The sequence below is a fragment of the Streptomyces sp. NPDC002309 genome, assembly GCF_053593375.1.
In genome coordinates this window covers 1-21,796 of sequence record NZ_JBSFCI010000029.1, presented here as the reverse complement: position 1 = coordinate 21,796, position 21,796 = coordinate 1, and the positions used below count along the sequence as shown (strand labels likewise).

The following is a 21,796-nucleotide window of genomic DNA, read 5'->3' as shown; positions in this document are numbered from 1 at the left end:
GGGAGGGTGACAACCATGCGTGCGGTGCGAACCGCCCCCGCCGGCTCGCCCGGCGCCGCCCTGGGCTCGATGCTGGAGAACCTGCGGCAGCGAGCCCAGCTCACCTTCGCCGAGCTCGCCGAGCGCACCGCCGCACTCGGCGATCCGGCCCTGGCCGTCTCAGCCGCCACTCTCAAGCGCGCGGCCGGCGGTCACGCTCTGCCGAAGGAAACCACCATCGTGGCGTATGTGCGCGGGTGCGACGCCACCTCGCAGCAGGAACACAAGGCGCTTCAGCTGTGGAGACGGGCCCGGGCCAAGGACCGCGGCATCCTGCGCCACCTCCACGCTCCCGGGGTCGACAACATCCGCACCCGCCAGGACTTCACCGCCGCACTGGCGGCCGTCTACGAGGGCGCCGGGGCGCCACCGCTGCGCACGGTCCAGCAGCGTGCCGGCACGGTCCCGCAGCCGAATGGGGTCCCCAGCGAGCGTGAGGTGTTCCTGCTCCCCCTCGGGACCCTCTTCCGGATCGTCCACCGGAAGGTCAAGCTCCCCGCCTGGAACCACTGCGAGGCCTTCCTGCGAGGCTGCGGTGTCACCGGCCAGCGCCCGCTCGCCCAGTGGCAGAAGGCGTGGCGTCGGGCCTCCACGGGTCCCGTCACGGAGCCTCACAGCGCGCAGCAGCCGGTGCGAGCCAGGGCCGGAAATCTGGAGCAGCTCCGTCGTGTCACTCAGGTGACCCCGGCGGGTGGCTCCGCCCTTGACCGCCTGACGCACTACACGTTGACGTCGCCTATGCGCGATTCCCAGCTGGACACTGCCTTCGCCGACCTGTACCGGGAGTTGATGGGTCCCGCGCGGCGCAACGGCCTCGCATCCGACACCGGGATCGACGGCATCCTCGTGTCCGGCGACGGCTCCGTACAGCTCGTGCAGATCAAGTCCACCGCTGCACCGCCCTCCGGGTCGAACGGGCGTGGGGAGCGGCCTCAGGGGAGGGTTCCCCTTCGTGCGGCGGAGGTGTGGCAGGAACCGCGCAGGGGCCACCGGCCTGGTGTGCGCCAAGGCGCGTAACGGCAGGACCGGTCACCGTCGCGAGGGCCATCGCTCGGCTGGAGTGCCGATGCGATCGGCCCCAGCCGCGCCATGCTGTCACCGCGGAGCGTGATCAGCGGTATCCGTCCGCCTGCGGGTGTGCTGGCCCGCAACAGGTTCGTCAGACAACGAGCCGGGGTCAACACTCAGCCCTTGAGCAAGCGGTGCAGTGCCTACACCAGGACGGCCGGCACGTCGTCCTCGGCCGTCCAGTCCCCCTCGAACAGGGCGGCAACCAGGCGTACGTGATGGTCAGGGAGCTGGCCTGCGCGCTGCTTGGTACGGGTCTTGGCGAGCCAGGCGCCGATCTTGACGATGTCGCCGTCGACGCGGATGGTCTCGCGCGCCGCGGGGGCGCGGCCTTCGCGGTGCAGGAAGAGCTCCAGGAGCTGGACGGTCTCCTCGAAGGTGCGGCGGGCGCGGCGGGCGGGGGTGAGCGGGTTGGTGTCGGGGGTGAGGCCGAGGGCGGTCATCAGTTGCTGCTGGCCGGGGGTGAGGGCCGGCCAGGTGGTGAGCTGGCGGTGCAGCCAGGAGCCGATCTTCACGCCGGCGAGGTGGGTGTCGCGGGTGAGGGCGGCGGGGTCGGCGCCGGTGGTGAGGTGGGCGCGCAGCAGGTGGTATTTGCGGTGCCAGTCCGCGCCGTGCGGCAGGCGCCAGTCGGGGACGAGGGCGGTGAGGGCGTCCGCGCGGGCGGTGTCGAGTTCGTTCTTGGCGGCGAGGTGGCGCTGTTCGGCGAGCCAGGCGCCGACGGGGGTTGTGGCGGGGGCGGCGAGGTGGCCGTGGGCGCGGTGGTAGTCGGCGGCGGCGGCCAGGCGGGCGCGCCAGGCGGCGTCGTGCTTGTCCCAGATCATGCCGAGGGCGTCGAGTTCGGCGATCCAGTCAGGCTCGAGGCGGCCTGCTTTCGCGGCGTCGCGCATGGTGGTGATGAAGGTGCCGAGCCGGTAGCCGGTGGGGTCGGTGTAGTCGGCGGGGACGTCGAGGTGGCCGTACTGGTCGCGGTAGGAGCGGGCGGCGGCGAGGCCGAGGCGGCGGGAGCGCGAGACGGCCGGGTCGCGGGGGTCGAAGGAGACCAGGTCCATCGCCTGGGCGATGCGTTCGGGGTGGACGGTGAAGTCGAAGTGCCAGCGCCGTGCGATGACGTCGCTGGTCTCCTTGGGCAGGCGGTTGGCTTTGTCGGGGAGGCGTTCGAGGATGCGGTGGTCGTGGCTGGCCAGCGCGCAGGCGATCGCCCACACCGGCTCATACGCGGTTCCCAGGATGTTCTCGCTGTCCGTGCCGGGCGGGATGTAGACGGGGACGATGAGGCTGGCGGTCTTGCCGGAGACGTCCAGGCGCAGGGCGCGGCCGAGGGCCTGGACGCAGCGCACGACGCTGCGGGTGGGGTCGGCGAAGACGATCGCGTCGACGCTGGGGATGTCGACGCCTTCAGCGATCAGGCGTGAGTTGGCGAGGATCGCGATGTCGGCGGCGGCGAAGCCGGTGAAGATGTCGCCCCGTTGGGCGGGGGTGTGCTCGCCGTGGGCGAAGAACAGCTTCGGGTCGATTCCGGGGGCGAGGTGGGGGTCCGTCCGGCGCAGCAGGCGCAAGGTGTGCGGGAGTTCGCGGGCGAAGCGGCGGGCGTCGGAGACGAGGTTGAAGTAGACCAGCACCTTCCTGAGGTTGTGCTCGGTCATGGTGCGTAGGACGGCCAGGTGCAGGGCGGTGGTGCGTAGCGCGCTGTCGTCTGTCGCCTCCTGGGCTGCGGTGCCGGTGGTCGTGGTGCCGGTGGCGGGCAGGTTCAGGCGGCGGCGCAGGTCGGTGTCGGTGAGGGTGGGCACCACGATGCGGTAGTCCGCGGCCCGGCCGTCCGCCACGGCCCTTGCGAGGGGGTATTCGACGACCTTCTTGCCGTAGACGGCCTCGTTGTCCATGGAGTTGGCGAACGCGTCCACGTCCCCTCCGGCGGCGGGGCGGCGGCGTGGGCGGGTGGTGTCGGCGGACTCCGCCAGCTCCGGCGCGGCGAAGATGCGGGGGGTGGCGGTCATGTAGAGGCGGCGGTCCGCGCGGATCCGCTGCGCGTCGTTGACGATCGCCCACTTCTTGTCGGCGCGGCCCGCGATCCGGTGCGCTTCGTCCATGACGGCCAGGTCGAACGGCGGGACGGTGTAGCCCGTCTTCTGGGTTTCCTCGATCTTGTTCAGGGAGTCGAAGGTGCAGATCACGGTCAAGGCCGGGATCTGATCTTCTGCCTCTCCCACCACTGACATCAGCCCGCCCAGCGCGTGCGGGTCGGTGGTCGACATGACGCGGGCGGCGACCAGATCGTCGCGGCCGGCCACATCCAGGGAGGAGACGATCACCATGTGCTCGCCGTGGCCGTCCCGGCGCCAGGCCAGCGCGGTCTGCGCTGCCAGGTCCAGCGTCGGCACCACGAACAGCACCAGCCGCGCGCCAAGCCCGTCCGTCACCCGTACGGACACCAGCGTCTTACCCGTCCCCGTCGCCGCCACGAACAGCCCCCGGCTCCCGGGGCGGTGCAAATGCCGCACCAGCCGCTCGACCGCCTCCACCTGGTCAGGGAACAACATGGCACGGCCAGCGGAGCGAGGGGCGGCAGACTCGACCGGTGTGACCATGACCGACATCATTGCGCAGCCTCTCCATCTTCAGGCGCATTCGGCCGTGCGCTGCAGCGCCTGACAAGCAGAGGTTTTGCGCCATCCGTTGCGTATGCGGGGATATTGGCGATGTGGCAACAGGAGTCGCCTGTGGCGGATAGGTTCGGTCTCCTGGGAAGAGGCTGCGGGGGCGCCTGGCAGGTTATGGGGGGAGTTTGTCTGAGCAGGAGAGCGGCTTCGAGCAGGGTGATCTGTTCGATGGTGCTGCGGCTGGGGCTCGCGATGACCGGTTGGACTTCGTGCGGCCTTTTGTTGCGCCGGTGGCATCGACGGCCGGTGCGGTCGTTGACGATCCTGTGTCGTTACAACTGGCTGAGGCGATTCACGATGCGTTCGGGGATCTTGCCTCCGATCGGGGGCTGACCCGGTCGGAGATTGCGGCAGCGTGTGCTCTGGTGGCCTCGGGAGAGGCGTTCGATGCCCGGTTCCGGGTCTTTGTGGGGCTGGGGATGCTGGAGCAGGCCCGGGGCAAAGCCTACGAGGGGCGCTACGTCTTCAGTCCGACCAGCGGTGCGGCCTTGTTGGTCTTCGAACGGCTGGCGGAAGCCGGCGGTGTCGAGGAGATCATGACTCTGCTGGACCGTACACAGGTCGGTCTGGCACAGGGCTTGCTGAGTGAGGAGCAACTGGCCAACCGGCTGCGGCGGGTGCGACGTGACCTGTCCATCACCACCGCGCATCTGCTGCGGCTGGTGCGGTCCAAGCCCATCGAGGAGCTGGTGGGTGAACGCCACCACCACCAGTCCAAGGCCGCGTTATTGGACCATGCGAGGCAGTTGGTTAGAGCCATCAGCAGTCGCTTTCCACGGCTGAGAGCGTCGGGGACCCGGTTGATCGATGAGGCGCTTCGCTATTCGGCGGCCGTGGATGAGTTCTCCGACCGGCTGCTGCAGCAGGTGCGAGCCCGCCGGGACTTCAGCATGCTGCTGCCGGAACAGTACCTGTCGGCGGCCTTGGGCGCGCCGGTGGACGCCTTGGCGGAGGTCTTTGCTGCCACGGTGTTTGATCCCGCCAGCGTGGAGATCACCGCGGCACAGGTGCTCGTGGCCGCCGGGGAGCGGCGACCGCCAGTTCCTCGGCGGCGGCCGGCGCGGCCGGCGCCGCTCCCGCCAGGCCCCGATCCGGTGGAAGCGGCGCGGGAGAAGGCATTGCTGCTGCGCCGGCGGCGTTCGGCGTCGATGAATTCGCTGGTTAGGGGCGGGCAGGAGGCTGACCTGACGGCGACGCTGGGGACGTTGCCATGGCGAGCGGCGATTGCCACGGTGGTGGACCTGCTGCAGGCATCTGCGGACCCGGCGACACCGTTCTTCGTGGAGATCGGCGAGGAGGTCCTCGTCGATCCGGCTGGGGCGGTCACCTATGCCAGTCCGCTGTCCTTGTACCGGCTGCCGCAGGATGTGTCGGGTGCCGTGGGCGGAGACTCTTCGGCCGTACAGGAGGATCCGGCATGAACGAGGATGCCTATCTGCTGGCCCGGGCTCGGGCCGTACGGATCGTGCCGCTGACGGCAGTGGGTGCGGCCGATGGGCTGTCGGTGCTACGGCGGGCCGCCGATGATGTGCAGCGGCGCCTTGTAGATGTGGAAGCGGCCGGAGGCCCGGCGGTCATGGTGCGGTGGGCGCCGGACGTGGAGCCGGTCAGCGGTGCGGTGGGCGATCCACTGACGCACCGGGAGGCAGCGCCGTCGCAATTGCTGACGCTGGGAGCTGCTGTGCGCCTGTGCTGGCCCGATCCCGAGCTAGCGCTGTATCCGGGGGGCGCGGTGGCCGAGGAGGACGTGCTGGCGGCCTGCGTTCCGCCGGGGGACGGTCTGCTGCGGGAGGGCATGGCACTGATCGCCCAGACATCGGCGTATCGCAGCGCGCTGCGGGTCCTGCGCGCGTGCGGCTACCTGGCCGGGGACGGCATGGTGCGACTGGGGCCGGTGGTGGCTGCGTGGAGCGAGCGGGATGTCGATGAGTTGCGGCGCGGCTACGACCTACTGCCCTGCCAGGTGGAAGAGGGCTAGACATGGAAGTGCGGTATCTGGAGGCACTGTCGGAGCAGCGCCGTGCAGAGGTGCGGGCAGCGGTGTGTGCGGTGGAGACCGCGCGGCTGCCGGTGCCCGCGGCGCGTTTTCGGGCCTTGGCGGAGGTGCCGCTGCGCAGGGTGGTCGAGGAGGTACTCGCCGCTTCGGGCCGGACGCTGCTCGGTGTAGGAGAGGGGTTCCTGTCCGGCTACGACGACATGGTCAGAGCCCGGCTGGCCGATGAGGGTGTCGGTGTCCTGCCCCGTGAAGACCGGGCCGTGCTGACGCTGGTGCTGCTGTTCAGCGTCGCCGCCCCCCGCGCCGGTGGCAGCGTCCTGCCGCAGGCCCTGTGGACACAGGGGATGCCGGTGAACAGGGAGCGGCTGAAGCAGTCCGCGGTCCCCGACCGGGTTGTGGATGCCGCGCTGAGCCGTCTCGCCGCAGCCGACCTGGTGCGGACAACAGGTTCGGGGATCGTGCTGGGCAGCCAGTTGCTGCGGCTGACGTCGGCGGCCCAGGCCGACCTGTTCGAGCATTTGGTGCTGCTGGCCGAGCCGCAGGGAGTCATGGCCGAGTCGATCTGGCGGCGCCGGGCCCGCGTCGCCAGCCAGGAAGGACAGGAACGATGAACGGCACCTGGCACGAGCGCGGCGCCGAGAAGCCGGACGAGGACGAGGACGAGCAGGAGGGACTGCCCGAGCTCGTCGAGCACCGCGGCATCGTCGGTGACCGTCATCTGGTGGCGGTCCAGACGTTCGATATCGCCCGACTGACCACCCACGCGGTGCCGGTGGTGCCCGAGACGTTCGTCGCCGTGTCCGGGATGGGCCCCAAGGACGACTCCAACGGCTCGGGCAAGACCTCGTTCCTCATCGCGGTCTCGTTGCTGCTGGCCGATCCCCAGTGGCGGTTGGAATCCAACCACGGGCGGGACGCCAGCGGAATCCTGTTCAAGCCCGACGCGGCCGGGGTGGACCGGGCCCAGCAGATTCCAGCCGCCTCGCACGGCTACGTGGTCGGCGTCTTCGCACACGACAGGCCCGACGCATCCGGCGGGCGCGAGGCGCTCGCTGCGAGTGGCCCCCTGCAAGGGGCGCTGACGGTGTGGGTGCGCATCGCCGCGTCCGCCCCGTACGTCCTGGCCAACTGGACCGAAGGCATCCACGTGGCCGATGCGGCCGACGATGCCGAGCGGGCGGCGCAGGCAGACACTCTCTGGCAGGAGCTGGGCAGTGCGACCAGGCTGTCGGCACACCGCATGGCCGACGCCCTCTACGGCAACGCACCGCGGTGCCTGACCTACCTCGACACGCCGCTGCGCCCGGCGGTTCCCTCACTGCTGAGCCAGCAGATGACCGCGATGGAACCGCACGACATCGGAGAGGCCCTGATCGCCCTGTCCGGTATGACTCATCTGCTGGAGCAGGAGGCTGCCCGCCGTGGCAAGGCCCTCGAGCACGCTGCGCAGTTGGAGAAGGCGCGCGACGAGCACGCCCTGGCCTTGGCGGACGAAGAGGCAGTACTGGAGGGCGTGCGGGCACGTGCTGCTGCCCGCACCGCGCTTGAGGAAGGACGCCATGCGTGGCGGCGCTATCTGGCTGCCTGCTACCTGGAGGCAGCCCAGGCTGACCGGAAACTGGCAGCGGACCTGGAGGACAAAGAGCAGCAGGTGGTGCAGGCGCAGGAGCTACTCGACGGTGCCGAGGAGAAGCTGCGCGAGCTGATGGCGGCCACCGGTCTGGCCGCGGCAGCGGCCGCCGCCCGCCAGGAGTGGGTGGACGCCAAGCAGGTCACCGAGCAGGCCGCCGCGCAACGGACATCGGCGGCTACCCGGCGGGACGTCATCCGTCAGAGCATGGCCCTCCTTCGGCCGAGCGCGGGTGTATGGCGGGGATCGCCGGTCGCTGATGCCCGCAGCGCGCTGGAAGCCGCCACAGACGTGCTGTATGCGGCGCGGCATCAGGAGGCCGGCGCAGACAGCGCCCTGTCCCGGGCTCAGCGGCTGGAGGAAGCGGCCCGGCAGGGACGCAGCGGGGCCGCGGGCCATGCCTTGGGGATCCTCGACGGCCACGGCGTCAGCGCCGCAGGGCTGATGGACCAGCTGCAGCTGGAGGAGTCGGCCCGTGCGCAGTGGGAGGCGCGCCTGTGGCCCTGGCGCGACGCCGTGGTGGTGCCGTGCGGGCAGGCAGAACGCGCCCGGGAGATTCTGCGCGGCCTGCCCGGTGCCCAGGTCGTCGCCGCCGACCCTGCCGACGGGACGGGCAGTGGCGGGGGTGCCCTGCCTCCGGGTGTGCGCAGTGGCAGGGCGCTGGCCGGGTTCTTCGGCACGTTGCAGGAGCGCACGACGGCTCTGGACGACCCGCCCGCGGCCTACGACGCAGGACTGTCACTGACGGTCGTCGGCGGCTTCCAGGCTCCGATCGCCGGACGGGATGCCCGCGTGGCCCAGGCCGTCGCGCACCGCCGCCGCTGCGAGGAGGAAGTGTCTACGGCGGCTGAGGGCCTTGCCGCGGCTGAGTCCGAGTTCGAGGTCACCGAGATCGAGCACAAGGCAGCCGTGGCGGCACGGGATCTGACCGCCCTGGAAGAACAGGCCTCCGCCTTGGACGAAGCGATCGCCGAGGCCGACGACAAAACCACCGCCGCCCGGAGCGCAGAGGAGGAGCGCCACGACGCGTGGGAACAGGCCCAGAACGATCTGACAACCCACGCCCAGGCGGTGACGACCGCGAAGCTCACCCGGGACGCGGCCGCCAAGACATACAAGGAGCGGGCCAAGGAGCACACAGCGCTGGTCAGAGCCCGTACCGAGATCTCCTGCCCGCAGTGGCATCTTCTGTGGGGCGCCCCCGCCGAGGAGGCAACCGAACTCCTGGAGGCTACCTCCCCCGGCACACCGGTGCCCCGGCCCGGCCGCCTGCGGCGGAACGTCGAGGATCATCTGCGGAACGCGTACGAGCACTACGGCCTGCCGGCCGGCGCTGTAACCGGCGTCGTCGACGAAGACCTGCTCCTGGCGCAACACCTGCGGGACGCCTTCGAAGAGGAGGAGGCGTCCGCGCTGCCGCGCACGGGCTTCGACGAGGTGGCCGCTCCCCTGCAGACCCGGCTGGACGGCCACAGCGACAAGGATGCCGTCGAAGCCGCCCGGATCACCTCCGGCCGCTCCTTGCGCGAGGAGGCCTTGGCCAAGCTCACTCGTGCGGCGGAGCGCAGCGGGCACACTCTCCAGGCTCTGCAGGACATGATCGAACATCACGTCGAAGGGCTGTTCGCGCAGATCAGCGACACCTTCAATGCGTTGGACCGGCAGCGGGGCGGTGACGGTGCGCGCCTGGACTACACCAGCGTGCGACCCGAGGGCGCCAGGCCCTGGCGGTGGCAGGTGACACCGCGCTGGAAACGCTCCCCGCGCGGCGCCTTCGTGCACTACCGGGAGAACGCCAACGGCGCCCAGGTGAAGGTGCATGCCATCCAGCTGGTCCTGGCTGCGGTACTGGCCGACGCCGAGACCAGGGGGCGGGTGTTGATCCTGGACGAGCTCGGCAACAGCCTGGGCGAGGTCAACCGCAAGGACATGCTCGCTGCGCTGCGGGACGTGGCGCGCCGCCAGCACCTGACCATCCTGGGCACCTGCCAGGACAGTGTGCTGGTGGATGCCGCCGACGTGTGCGACGAACTGCTGTGGTTCGTCCACGCCTCCTCCTCCGACGCCTACAACCAGCCCACCCGTACCTGGGGACACGATTCCGACGGCAAGCGCGTGGAACTGACTGCCGACTGGATCACCGCAGGACGCTCCCATGCCTGAGCCCACCGTGCCCCTCCCCCGCCCCGCCCTGCTGGTCAGCGAAGCCCACGGCCGGCGGGAAGTGCCCCTGCACGGACTTCCCTCCGGGATCATCGCCGTCACCGTGCCCCGCACCCGAAAAGACGGCGACGAGGTCCTCACCCGCGTGCCCGTGGACCGCAAACGACGCGTCAACCCCGCCGTCGTCGACCTCATCGCCTCCGACCCGGTCCCCGCCTACGACCCGCCGGCCGGCCTGACCGACCGTGACCTGATCAAGGTCCTGACCACCCGGACCCGCAAGCGGTGGACCACCATCGAGGCCGACTTCGGCCAAGAACAGGCGTGGCGCACAACCGTGTCGCTCATCCGCTGCGGCGCCGTCGTCCTGCGCTGCAAGGTCGTGCAAACCACCGGATTCACCCCCGACTCCTGGCAGCTGACCCCGTCCTGGGCATCACTGAGAGAGGACAAGCTCGCCCAGCTGCAAGGCCACCCCGACCCCTCACGGCTGCACGCCGAACTACTGCAGGCCATGGCAGGCATCCCCCAGCTCGCGAGCGAACACGCCCTACTGGCCGCCACCGCCCCGGCCCGCACCCTGCAGGTCCCCGCGGGCAGCACCACCGGAACCGAGGACTGGCGGGTGTACGAGGTGGCCGTCAGGTCCGCCGCGGTGTGGTGGGCCGCCCAGTCCCACCCGCAGCCGATGACCGCCAAGGTCCTGGCGGGCAAGAGCATGCGCGACACCAAGTACACGTGGACAGCGCAACGCCGGCAGGCGTTCGCCAACCTCGTCGGCCGCCCCTTCGACCAGGCGGTGGAAGAGACCGACACCGAGCTGCGCATGCGCGGGCCCCTGCGCTGGCGCGTCGATACCGTCATCGCCGACGCCGCAGCCTGCCGCCCCTGGCTGGGCCTGCCCGCAGGCGGCCTGCGCAGCCTCGGGCTCATCGACAGCTCAGCGGTGGGCGTGCTCCTGGTCGAGAACGAGGACGCCTTCGCCCAGGTGTGCAAACTCCCCGATGTCGCAGACCAGTGGCTGTGTGTATGGGGCGCCGGCTACGCCACGCACGGCCTGGCCGCTTTCCTCAAGGCCATGGCACCGCTGCCGGTGGCCGCCTGGCAGGACCTGGACGCTCACGGCATCCAGATCATCGCCAACCTCACCGAACGCATCGGCCGGCCCATCACCCCCGTCGGCATGGACGTCGACCTGTACCGGCAGGGAACGAAGTACCGCCAGAAACCCGAAAAGAGGGAGGCGAACCGAAAACTCGCCGAGCGGCTCGCAGCCAGCGGACCGCTCTCCCTGCGCGCCCTGGCCGCCGCAATCGCTGTAAGCGGCGGCGACGGTTGCGAGCACGAGACGCTCTACCACGAAGTCCTGCCCACCCTGGCGCGCACGCTGGGTCAGATCACTGACGGACCCGCGCCGGACGTCCGGCCATCCAGCACCGACGGTGCCGCCTGATCATCCTTTCTACGTCTGGGAAACGCTCCTACCTGGGCCGGCGTCAAGTCGCCAGTACGCCGGTTCCGCAGGGGCCTCTAGCAGAGTCTGGAGGCGGGTGCGGGTTGGCCAGGAGAGGCTTCACCGCATTGTGTGGCTCGGTCCATCTGCGCACTGCGCAGGCTGGCCGATTCGTTTTTGATCAGACGGAGGCTGGCTTTGGGTCCAGTGGACCACTGGGGTCGATGGGAGGGGCCAGCGTGCATCTGCGGCAGGTGGACGTGCGGTTCGTCGGGCCGGACGGGGTCATGCTCCAGAAGCCGTGGCAAAGCGCTGCAGGGGGGCTGTGCCTCATGGAATGCCCGATGGTACGTAGCTTCCCACTACGCCGGGGCCGACGGTTGGCTCCGGGATGGTGGTGGTCGGCGACCACGAGTCGTCTGGTGGGGTACGGGAGCGCAGCCATGCGGGACGCGGTCATGATGCTCGATCAGGATCCGCAAGTGACAGGCATGGTGAGCCGTCCGGTGGAGTTCGTGTGGGAGGAAGGCGGGCGGACCGTCACACACGCTCCTGACCTGGCTGTTGTCTTGGTGGACGGGGGCATCCGTCTGGTGGACTGCCCTGGCAGCAGCGGACCGTCCGCACGGCTTGCCAGCCGGGCGCGGGTGGCCGGCTTGTGTGCGCAGGACGCGGGCTGGGAGCACCGGTTCGCGGATGCCGCAGATCCGGTGGCTCTGGCCAACGGGCGCTGGCTGTCGGTCTACCGGCATCCCCGGTGTTCGGCGGGTATCCCTGAAGCCCGGCTGCGCGAGGCGTTCGCCTCGCCTGTCGCGTTGTTCGAGGGCGCGCTGCGGCTCGGGGATCCAATCGCAACGCTGCCCGCCGTCTACCACGGGCTTTGGCACGGCCTGCTCAGTATGGCCTGGGACCACGTCCTGAGCGAGGAGACCCCCGTGGTCGCCGTGCCAGCCAGGCGTCGCTGTGAAGGAGCGAGGCGGTGAAGAGGCCGTGGGGCGTCGTCGAAGTCGGGGACCGGATCCGGTTCGACGGACAGGTCCACGTCCTGGCCGGTCTGGACGGACCCCGCTGCCGTCTGGTGGCCGAAGAAGGTGCAGGTGTGCAGGTGCTCCTGCTCACTCACGTGCTTGCCGCGCAGGACTTCACCATCCTGGACCGCTCCTTGCCAGAGCGACGGCGTGTACCGGTCCACGGCCCCTTGGACGGGTGCGACAGCGCGGTCCGGGACAGAGCCCTGGCCTGGGAGCGGCATGTCCTAGAAGTTGAGACCGGCTACCCCGGCCCCGGCCGGGAGCAGCTGCCTCGAGACGGCTATGACCCGGCCGTGTACCGGCTCGCCCAGCGGGAGGCGGCCAAGGCCGCTGAGCTGACCGCATCCGGAGAGCAGGTCAGCGTGGCCACCGTGCGCAGGATGCGAGCCCGCTACCGCGCGCAGGGAGTATGGGGTCTCGTCGACGGCCGCAGGAAGCGGGAGCGCTCTGTGTTCGGGCGTGCCGATCCGCGTGTGGTCGCCGCGATCAAACAGGCGCTGGAGGAGCAGCAGGGGCGTTCGACTGGAACGTTGAGCCGGCTGCGGCACCAGGTGGGGTGGCTGCTGGAAGGCACCCAAGGGCCCGGGAAGGTGGCGGTGCCCCCGGTGGGCACGTTCAACCGGCTGGTACGGGCTGTCGCCGAGCAGGAAGGACTGGCATTGACGGCCGAAGGGCAGCGCCGGCGCGCGTCCCGGCCGGTGCCGGTGTTCACTCCCACGGCCGCGACGTTGCCCGGGGAGATGGTGATGATGGACAGCACTCTGCTGGACGTGATGGTCGTGTGCGAGGACGGAAAGGCTCGGCGGCCGGAGCTGACCATGGCGGTGGACGTGGCTACCCGCAGCATCACCGCCGCCGTCCTGCGCCCGAAGGGCACCAAGGCAGTGGACGCGGCCGTGCTCCTGGCCCAGACGCTGGTGCCGCAGCCGATGCGGCCCGACTGGCCCGAGTACCTGTCCATGGCCGCTTCCGTCATCCCCTACACGCGGCTCGCCTCTATCGACGCCCGCGTGGAGGGGGCCGCGGCCAGGCCGGTGATCCGGCCGTCGACCGTGGTCATCGACCAGGGCAAAGTGTTCGTGTCCCGCTGCTTCCTCGCTGCCGCCGAGCACCTGGGAATCACCGTCCAGCCGTGTCCCCCCGCGTCCGGGCACGCCAAGGGGCATGTGGAGCGGGGCTTCGGGGCGATCGGCACGCTGTTCGCTCAGTACGTCGCCGGCTACACCGGAAACCGCCTCGCCACACGCGGCAGCAGCGTGGAGGACGAGGCATGCTGGACGATGCCTCAGCTGCAGGACCTGCTGGACGAGTGGATCGTCTGCGGGTGGCAGGAACGGCGCCATGCGCGGCTGCGGCATCCCCTCATGCCCCGGCTGACGCTCACCCCCAACGAGATGTGGGCCGCGCTCACCGGCATCGCGGGACACGTGCCCATCCCTCTGACCGAAGCGGACTGGATCGAGCTGCTGCCCTCCCGCAGGTGCGCGATCACAGACGAAGGCATCCGGTTCGAGTACCGCACCTACGACGGCCCCGCGCTCAACGGACACCGGCACCGCTCTCCCGCTGCGGACGGCAAATGGGAGGTCCACCACAACCCCTACGAGCCCTGGCAGTGCTGGGTCAGGCTCCCAGACGGCTGGGCGCAGGCCGAGTGGATCCACCGGAGCCTGGTGTCGAGGCCCTTCACCGACACCACCTGGCAGCACATCCGCACCGTGGCCACACGGCATACGGACCGGGCCGAGCACGAAGAGCACCTCGCCCGTCACCTCGACGAGTTACTCCGCCGCGCCCACACAGGACAAACAAGCGCCGCCCACTCCCACAAGGGCAGCAGCAGCCTCGCCGACGTCCCGGGCCGGCGGGCAGGAACCAGACGCGCACGGCGACGGACCGCGGACACCGGCCCGCCGAAAGGCCCCGCCGGGCACCTTCCGCCTGCGGACGAGAACACGCCCCCTGTCCCGGGTTCCGCCGGCACAGCAGCATCGGCAGGGGCCTGGAGCGTCTTCGACGCCCACCAGGAGGCGCAGCAGTGGTGACGGCCGCCGACCAGGAGACGGACAACGGCCCGTACGCGTCACCGACGACCTGGCGCGAATGGACACGGTTCGTCGACACCGAACCACCCTGCCTGCCTGGGCCCGGACCATGGAACGCCGAGGAGCGTCTGGATTACCACTCCCAATTCGTGATCCTCTCCACCCCGGCCATGGCCAAGATCTCCCTCACCCTGCGCCGGCTCATGATCCTCAACCGGCGGCACAACGGCACCGCCCGGCGAGGACTACTGATCTCCGGGCCGCCCACCACGGGAAAGACCACCACTCTGCAGCAGCTCGGCCGGTCCTTCCACCTCGCCGACCGGGCCCGCCACAACAGCTTCGACGACCGACTGCCGGTGGCCTTCCTGTCCGTCCCCCCGGCCGCAACCCCGAAAATGCTCGTGTCCGAACTGGCCCGGTTCCTCGACCTGCCCATCGGCAAAGCGATGAACCAAGCACGGATCACCGACATCGTCTGCGGTGTACTACGTGATCTGTCGACCCAGCTCGTCCTCGTCGACGACGTCCATCTGCTCAATACCCGCACCCGCACCGGTGCGGAGACCTCCGACCAGATGAAGCACCTCAGCGAGCGCCTCCCCGCGACATTCGTCTACGCCGGCGTCGCCATCGAGGCCTCCCCGCTCCTGACGGGAAGCCCGCGGCGCCCAGCTCGCCGGACGGTTCAAGATGGTGCGCAACCTGCCCCTGGCGTACGGCAGCCCTACACAGCGCACCGCCTGGGAAGGCCTGGTCCGCGGCATGGACCAAGCCCTACGCCTCCAAGCACACCGCCCCGACACCCTCACCCGGCACGCCCCCTACCTCCACCAGCGCACCGGCGGCCGCATCGGAAGCCTGTCCGCCCTCGTCCGGGAAGCAGCGATCGCCGCCATCCTGGACGGCAGTGAGAAGATCACCAAGCAGCTGCTCGACGACATCGACCTCGACGAACTCGCCGAACAGGCCGCGCGCCCACCGGCACAGGCCTGAGGTGCCGCGCGCGCACCACCCCCTCCCGCGCCCCAGCATTTGGCGTGTGGCCCCCTTGCAGTGGGAGACGACCACCTCGTACATCCAGCGCCTGGCACGCCGACATCACCTGACCACCGCGGAACTCCTCCACGCCCTCGGCATCCCCCGGCCCCAGGCGAACAAGGAATGCGCCCAACCGCACGGCCCCTACACCAGCATCGAGCTCTACCTCAACGCACCCAGCCGCCGCCTGATCGCAGCGTTCGCCGGCATCCCGGACGAACACCTCGCCCACGCGCTCCCCGAATGGAACCGCTACCGCGACAAACCCGACCCGCAGTCCGCCCGCGCCCGGCTCCGCCTGGCCTCTGCGCACGCCGTGACCGGCTGCTCCCGCTGCACGATCGCCCGCACCGGCGGCCCCCACCCCGTCCCGCAGTACCTGCCCGACACCCGCCTCGTCTGCCGCCGCCACCACACCTGGATGCTCGGCCGCCACACCCTCACCGGCACGCCGCTGCCCATCGAGCACGCCGACCTCACACGAACCCCCGAAATCCTCGCCGCCCACCGCATCCACATCCGGTTCCTGCGCCGCTGGGGCGCAGCCGCCGACCACGCCCTCACCCTGGCCATGAACCTCACCGAGAACTGGCGACGCGCCGCACCCCCAGAAGAACGCATCTGGCCCGCACGCGCCCGCCGCATCGCCAACAACAAGCGCGCCCGCCTCTGGTACGCCCTCGCCCGAGAAGCTGTCACCTACCCCGAGACCATCACCCTCGCCCGATTCTTCGCCCACCACCCCCGAGCGCTCCACGTCCTCGAACGCCCCGGGCACACCCACCCTCTCCACACCGCCGTCGCCTCCCTCCTGGGCCGGCCCTGGCTCGAAAACCCCGCCCTGTACCCGGACCGGTTCGGCGACCGCATCAGCTACACACCCGGCCGCAACCCCCGCGCCCGCGAACGATGGCCCTACCGACACAGCCCCTACGCCCCAGGCCCCACCGAGCTCACCGAACTCGGCTACCAACCACCCCCTCAGCAGCCCTCATCACACATCCAGGCACGCCGAAAGGACAGGAAGCCAAGCCGGAAGTCAGCACCCAAGGCGGGCGTGGAACCCCACCTACCCGACGGAACTATGTTCGATTAGTGTGATGTCCTGGACAGGTTGAGATCGGTATCGGGAGACTGAGGGCATGGCGTCCTCCGCACATGAGGCATCGGCGTCCGCCCTGGGCTACCTCTTCCAGGCGCAGCTCGCCCTGCTCGAACTGCTACGCGGACAAGAGAAGCGCCCTGACGGGGCGATCAGCCTGGAACTCCACGATGACGTCGCGTGGGAAGAGGACGGGCGGCCCGTTGATCTCCTCCAGGTCAAGCACCACGTCCGCGGGGTACGCGCACTCGGCGACAAGGACGACGACGTGTGGCGGACCATCCAGTCATGGATGGACACCCACCAGCCTGGCGACAAGGACGGCCCCACACTCACCCTGGTCACCACCCAACAAGCCCGCCCGGGCACTGCCATGGCCGCGCTCAAAGCACCCGCCCCGCAGCCCGCCCAGGCTCTGGAGCTGCTGATCACTGCGGCCGAGGAATCCGAGGCCAAGGGAACCAAAGACGCGCGCGCGGCCTTCCTGCAGCTCCCGCCGGCTCAGCGCGCCGTGTTCGTGCAAAGGATGCGCGTCATCGACGGCACACCGTCCATCGACGACCTCGACGCACAGGTGCGGGCCAAGCTCAGAGCCGCGCTCCCAGATGGGCACGGCGACTCGTTTATGCGACAGCTTTGGGCATGGTGGTACGAGCAGACCGTGGAGATGCTTCAGAAGCGGCACACCAGCGTCTCCGTGACCCGGCTGATGCAGCGCATCAGCCGTATCCGGGACGACTACACCTCCGACCGACTGCCCACGCTGGTGGACCGTCAGGACTTCCCCGCTGAGGCAGAGGCCGAGCTTTCCGACGCGCGCTTCGTCCACCAGATGCACTGGGTAGGAGCAGGCCGCCAGCTGAACAAGGCGATGGTGGACTACTACCGCGCCTACACCCAGACGGTCGCCTGGCTCGAAGACGACCTGGTCGACCTCGACGAGCTGGCACGGTTCGAAGACAACCTCTCCGACGAATGGCAGCGTGAGTTCGACTGGATGCTCGACGACCTGCCCGATGACGCCACGGACCGCGAGCAGGAACAGGCAGGCAGAGCACTGCTGCGCAAGACCCTGGACCAGACCCGCTACCGGATCCGCGAAGCCTACGACGAGGCGTTCTTCTCCCGCGGCAAGCACCACGAGCTGGCCGACCGCGGCCGGATCGGATGGCACCCCGACTTCGAGGCACGGGTGAAGGACCTGATCAGGGCTGCCCGTGCCTAGCTGGACACAGCGGCCCCAGGCCAGTGCCGCCTTCCTCAACCCCGCCCTCATGGCCGCCATTGCCGCCACCGCGGCACGCGACTACGAGAGGGAGTCCTCCGGCAGGCTGATGCCATGGCCGATGGCCTTCGTCGTGGCCCCACTGGTCCTGCACCGGCCGACCCGGCGGGCGCTGCCCTCCTCAACGCGCACACACTTGACGAACTGGGTGGCCGACCATGCGGCACTCGTCGCCGGTCTCGCCCCACGGAGCAGCTCGCTGGCACCCGCAGTACGGGAAGGCCTCCGCTTCGGGCTCCGTCACCAGATGCTCGCCATCGAGGAAGGCCACCTCAAAGGCAAGCTCTCGAAGTCCCGCGCCCAAGGCGAGCTCGGCGACCTCATCAAGGCCGCCTCGCTCATAGGCCGCTGGACCGCGAAGTCCGACAACCCTTCCACCGTATTTGCGCTGCTGGGCGTGAGACCCTGAGCGGGTGCAAATCCGGTCGATCATCCTCTACAGCAAGAGCGGCGAGAAGCGCGTCCTGGACTTCCGCCTCGGTGAGCTGAACATCGTCACCGGCACATCGAAGACCGGCAAAAGTGCCGTGCTCGACATTGTTGACTACTGCCTCGGCAGAGACGAAGCTACCCTCCCAATCAGCCCGATCTTCAACACCGTGGCCTGGTACGCGGTCATCCTGCAGCTGCCCGACACCCGTATCCTCGCCGCACGGCCAGCACCATCTCCAGGGGCCAAGTCGGTCACCAACGCCATGCTGGAAGTAGGCAACGACCTCGGCGTCCCGGAGCTGGCAGACCTCCGCATCAACACCGACTCCACGCAGCTCCGCCAGCAGATCGGCCGCCGGATCGGCATCGGGGACACCCGCAGCGAACCGCCACCCGGCAGCCTGGCCAAGCCACTCAGCGCTCACCTCGGCCACGCCACCCTGCTCTGTCTGCAAAACCAGGACGAAGTCGATTCCAAGCGGTTCCTGTTCCATCGCCAAAGCGAGCGCGGAATCCCCGAAAGCCTCAAGGCCACGCTCCCCTACTTCCTCGGCGCTGTCCCCGAAGACCAGGCCGCCCTTCAACAACAGCTGCAGCAAGCCAGGCGAGCCCTGCGTAGCGCGGAGAACCGTCTCAAGGCAGCTCAGGAAGCGAGCCAGGGCGTAGAAGCCCAGCTCCAGTCCCTCCTGGGCGAGGCCCGCGTACACGGGCTCCTGACTCAGGACGGCTTCAGCAGCTCAGACAGGGACGCAGTCATCGGAGCTCTCCAGCAAGCGTCGTCCTTCCGACCCGCCCGGCCTGGCGGAGACGAGGAGCAGCGCCGGCAGGAGATCCTCCTCAACGAGCAGTCTGCAGCCCTCCGGCGACAGCTCCGCTCCCTGGCTGAAGAGCGTCAGCTTCTCAATGACCTGGAATCCCAGGCCGCCGGTTACCAAGGAGCCATCACGCGCGGCATGTCCCGACTGTCCGCCCTCAACCTCGTGCCCGACGCCTCCCCCGGAGAACAAAGCTGTCCCCTGTGCGGCAGCGGACTGGCAGAGCCCGACCCGACCGTCGCCGCCATGCACACCACCCTCCAGGACCTCCGCAGCCAGCTCGACAGCGTGCAGACGGTACAGCCGCGCCGCGAACAGGCACTACGTGAGATCGAACAGGCGGCGGTACGTCTACGCGAAGAGCTCCGCGGTATCGAAGGCGCCCTCAGCATCATCGCCGAGCAGCGCTCCGAGCAAGCCGGCCTCCTCGGCCAAGCCGAAGCCCAGGCATACACCCGCGGCAGGATCAACGCCTACCTGAGCCAGATCAGCGCCACGACCGACAGCGGCCACCTCCAACGCCTGGAAACAGACGTCGCCGTCGCGCAGCAGCTCGTCGCCGGCCTCGAAGAGCAACTCGACAGCGAAGCCACCGACGACAAACTCACCCACAGCCTCAGCTTCATCAGCGGGAAAATGACAAGCCATGCCCGGTTCCTGAAACTCGAGCACGGCGACGGGCTGGTCCGCCTGAACCTCAAAAAGCTCACCGTCGTCACCGACAAACCCGAAGGCGCAACAGAGCTGCTGCGCATCGGCAGCGGCGAAAACCACGTGGGCTACCACCTAGTGGCACACCTCGCGCTCCATCAGTACCTCGTCGCGAACGGCCGGCCCGTACCCCGCTTCCTCATGCTCGACCAGCCCACCCAGCCCTACTACCCCTCCGACATGGCCAAAGCACGCGGGCGGCTGGAAGACATCCCACTCGACGAGGACCGCGTAACCGTCACCCACCTCTTCCAGGTGATGTACCAAGTCGTCACCGAACTCGCCCCCGACTTCCAGATCATCGTCAGCGACCACGCCGACCTGCCCCACGACTGGTATCAGGCATCCGTCCGCTACAACTGGCGCGGAGGCAAAAAACTCATTCCCACCACCTGGCTCGACACCAACCCCGCCAGCCAGTAGAACAGTTCGGTTGCATGCAGTTCTGCTACTCCCGTCCACTGGCCATGGACCGGGCTCCGCACTGGGGAAACCGATAACGGACGAGCGCGACATCACCGATCATGGAGCATGAGCTCCGGTGAGGGACTGTGGGTGGGCGGCCGTCGGGTTAGCCGCCTGTCCGATGGGTGGGAGGCCGACCTCGTAGCGGCGTTCAGAGACGACATGCTGTGCGCCTACCGCAACGGGCATCCAGAATTCTTGAGCAGCACCGTGTACGGCAATGAGGACGTGATCGAGTACTCCCTGCGTGCGCCGGGCAGGATCATCGCGGAGCGCCTCAACCTGCTGGGCTACACCCAGGCCGCCGCGCTGGAGTTCCTCGCCCAGGCAGTCGATAAGCAGCGAAGCATGTGGCGGCTGCTTGCCTCCAAGGACAGCGACTGGCCCGCTGAGCTGCACCTTCCTGATCACTACACCGCGGCGGACTGGGTACGCGATGTTGCTACGACATCGCAGGCTGCCGGGCCACAAGCAACAGCATTTGGTGACATGGCCGATCCACTGCGGATGCTCGCCGACAGCAACCCATGTATGGCGCTGCGAGCGGCACTGCTGGCCACGCCGGACGCCGAGGTGGTCTTCGTCATAGACCACGGTGACCCCGACGATGCCGGAGAGCAGCCCGACCTGCAGAACCTGTGCGCTGACGCGCTCGACCACATCCAGGCCACAGCATCCGCCCACGCACCAGTCGTCGTACTCACAGAAGGCCACAGCGATGTCGCCATCCTCGAGCCGACCCTCGCTCTGCTCTACCCCCACCTCACCGATCTGATCCGCTTCATGGACTACTCCAACAGCCCGAGAGGGGGAGCACCCGCCCTGGTGGCCACGGTGCGCGCATTCGCAGCTGCCCGAATCGCCAATCCGGTGATCGCACTGTTCGACAACGACACGGCCGCCAGCGACGCCCTACGTCCCCTCGACCGAGCGGCGCTGCCCCACAACATCAAAGTCCTCCAGTGCCCCCCGTTGGAGATGGCCTCGAACTATCCGACCTTGGGACCGCCCACCCTTGAATCCCCCGCAGGCCACCTGTCACACGCAGATATCAACGGCACTGCTGGATCCATCGAGATCTACCTCGGACGCGACGTCCTGACGCTACCGGACGGCGGGATGCGGCCCGTGCAATGGCGCAGCTACATCGACGGCAGCAAGCAGTACCAGGGAGAGATCACCGGAAAGAAGGACGTCCAAGTCGCCTCCCAAGAAAAACTTGCCCGAGCCCGAGCCAACCCGGAAGTCATCGAGACCCAGGACTGGGACGGTATCCGCAAAATTCTTGAGGCGATTATCAATTCGGCCTTCTGACGCCAGCATTGAGAACTGTGGAGCCACTCGCCTGTCTCGGCCTCAGGCCCCATACGGCCCCACCGCCAACCTCGAGGCCTGCCACGGTCCGACCTGCCAGCTCGCCGGCCTGGATGTGTAGCTGACCGGTCCGTCAACGGGACGGGCTACCCGCCGTACCGCATGCTGCTGCACAGGCGGGACTGCTGCCGCTGAAGGAACGACCGCTGGAACCACGTCCCAGCCCCACCCCGCGGCCCCAGGACCACGTCACATACCGAGGACCACCGAAACGGCACAGCACCCAGCCAACCTGCGCAGCCCACCCCACCGACCAGGAAAGCCCAGGCCAACACACTTACCCACCCCACAACTACGCAGATCTAGTGAGCAACACCGGCTGGAACTCAACCAGTCAACCTGCGAAGTCTCAGATCAAAGAGCCAACGCCTGCTCAGATCCACTGACCGGTGACAGATGGCCAGGGAGCTGTCGCTCTCGTGGCCGACCTGCTGCTGGATGAAGCGGCGGTCCACCCCGTCCTCCGTCAGGTGCGTGACGTACGAATGC

At 69.1% G+C, this 21,796-nt stretch carries 15 protein-coding genes and 1 pseudogene; 15 read left to right on the top strand and 1 reads right to left on the bottom strand.

What is annotated here, in order from left to right; translation table 11 throughout:
* Positions 1 to 15 precede the first annotated feature (15 nt).
* A complete protein-coding gene (locus tag ACWCPM_RS23770) occupies positions 16 to 1,056 on the top strand; it encodes a helix-turn-helix domain-containing protein (RefSeq protein WP_450978256.1) in 1,041 nt (346 codons plus the stop codon).
* A 194-nt stretch (positions 1,057 to 1,250) separates the two neighbouring features.
* On the opposite strand, the gene ACWCPM_RS23765 is transcribed toward ACWCPM_RS23770, so the two are convergent.
* Positions 1,251 to 3,644: a Helicase associated domain protein gene (locus tag ACWCPM_RS23765; protein WP_450978255.1), complete on the bottom strand. Its 2,394-nt coding sequence runs from the start codon at positions 3,642 to 3,644 to the stop codon at positions 1,251 to 1,253.
* Positions 3,645 to 3,889: 245 nt separating this feature from the next.
* Here ACWCPM_RS23765 and ACWCPM_RS23760 point away from each other — a divergent pair, with 245 nt between their 5' ends.
* The 14 genes and pseudogenes from ACWCPM_RS23760 to ACWCPM_RS23695 all read left to right on the top strand — a co-directional run bounded on the left by ACWCPM_RS23760 (position 3,890) and on the right by ACWCPM_RS23695 (position 21,247).
* Positions 3,890 to 5,185 carry a hypothetical protein gene (locus ACWCPM_RS23760; protein WP_450978254.1) on the top strand — a complete coding sequence of 432 codons (1,296 nt, stop codon included), beginning with the start codon at positions 3,890 to 3,892 and terminating at the stop codon, positions 5,183 to 5,185.
* Complete coding sequence (locus ACWCPM_RS23755; RefSeq protein WP_450978253.1) at positions 5,182 to 5,742, top strand: hypothetical protein; 561 nt, start codon at positions 5,182 to 5,184, stop codon at positions 5,740 to 5,742. The genes ACWCPM_RS23760 and ACWCPM_RS23755 overlap by 4 nt, the downstream gene beginning before the upstream one ends.
* Before the next feature lie 2 nt (positions 5,743 to 5,744).
* Positions 5,745 to 6,371, top strand: a complete 627-nt coding sequence (locus ACWCPM_RS23750; protein ID WP_450978252.1) for a hypothetical protein — start codon at positions 5,745 to 5,747, stop codon at positions 6,369 to 6,371.
* A 110-nt stretch (positions 6,372 to 6,481) separates the two neighbouring features.
* Positions 6,482 to 9,553, top strand: a complete 3,072-nt coding sequence (locus tag ACWCPM_RS23745; protein WP_450978251.1) for a hypothetical protein — start codon at positions 6,482 to 6,484, stop codon at positions 9,551 to 9,553.
* On the top strand, positions 9,546 to 11,006 hold the full coding sequence (locus ACWCPM_RS23740) for a Wadjet anti-phage system protein JetD domain-containing protein (RefSeq protein ID WP_450978250.1): 1,461 nt from the start codon (positions 9,546 to 9,548) through the stop codon (positions 11,004 to 11,006). The genes ACWCPM_RS23745 and ACWCPM_RS23740 overlap by 8 nt, the downstream gene beginning before the upstream one ends.
* A gap of 224 nt (positions 11,007 to 11,230) precedes the next feature.
* On the top strand, positions 11,231 to 11,989 hold the full coding sequence (locus ACWCPM_RS23735) for a TnsA-like heteromeric transposase endonuclease subunit (protein WP_450978249.1): 759 nt from the start codon (positions 11,231 to 11,233) through the stop codon (positions 11,987 to 11,989).
* On the top strand, positions 11,986 to 14,082 hold the full coding sequence (locus tag ACWCPM_RS23730; RefSeq protein ID WP_450978248.1) for a transposase: 2,097 nt from the start codon (positions 11,986 to 11,988) through the stop codon (positions 14,080 to 14,082). The genes ACWCPM_RS23735 and ACWCPM_RS23730 overlap by 4 nt, the downstream gene beginning before the upstream one ends.
* Before the next feature lie 170 nt (positions 14,083 to 14,252).
* Positions 14,253 to 14,651, top strand: a pseudogene (locus tag ACWCPM_RS23725) (TniB family NTP-binding protein); the annotation flags it as partial.
* 124 nt (positions 14,652 to 14,775) lie between these two features.
* Complete coding sequence (locus ACWCPM_RS23720) at positions 14,776 to 15,078, top strand: hypothetical protein (protein ID WP_450978323.1); 303 nt, start codon at positions 14,776 to 14,778, stop codon at positions 15,076 to 15,078.
* Between the two features lie 46 nt (positions 15,079 to 15,124).
* On the top strand, positions 15,125 to 16,219 hold the full coding sequence (locus ACWCPM_RS23715) for a TniQ family protein (RefSeq protein ID WP_450978247.1): 1,095 nt from the start codon (positions 15,125 to 15,127) through the stop codon (positions 16,217 to 16,219).
* 46 nt (positions 16,220 to 16,265) lie between these two features.
* Positions 16,266 to 17,450 carry an ABC-three component system protein gene (locus ACWCPM_RS23710; protein WP_450978246.1) on the top strand — a complete coding sequence of 395 codons (1,185 nt, stop codon included), beginning with the start codon at positions 16,266 to 16,268 and terminating at the stop codon, positions 17,448 to 17,450.
* Entirely contained in the window at positions 17,443 to 17,919 is a 477-nt protein-coding gene (locus ACWCPM_RS23705) for a three component ABC system middle component (RefSeq protein ID WP_450978245.1), read from the top strand. The genes ACWCPM_RS23710 and ACWCPM_RS23705 overlap by 8 nt, the downstream gene beginning before the upstream one ends.
* Before the next feature lie 4 nt (positions 17,920 to 17,923).
* A complete protein-coding gene (locus tag ACWCPM_RS23700) occupies positions 17,924 to 19,891 on the top strand; it encodes a DUF3732 domain-containing protein (protein ID WP_450978244.1) in 1,968 nt (655 codons plus the stop codon).
* A 108-nt stretch (positions 19,892 to 19,999) separates the two neighbouring features.
* Positions 20,000 to 21,247, top strand: a complete 1,248-nt coding sequence (locus ACWCPM_RS23695; protein WP_450978243.1) for a hypothetical protein — start codon at positions 20,000 to 20,002, stop codon at positions 21,245 to 21,247.
* Positions 21,248 to 21,796: the final 549 nt, after the last annotated feature.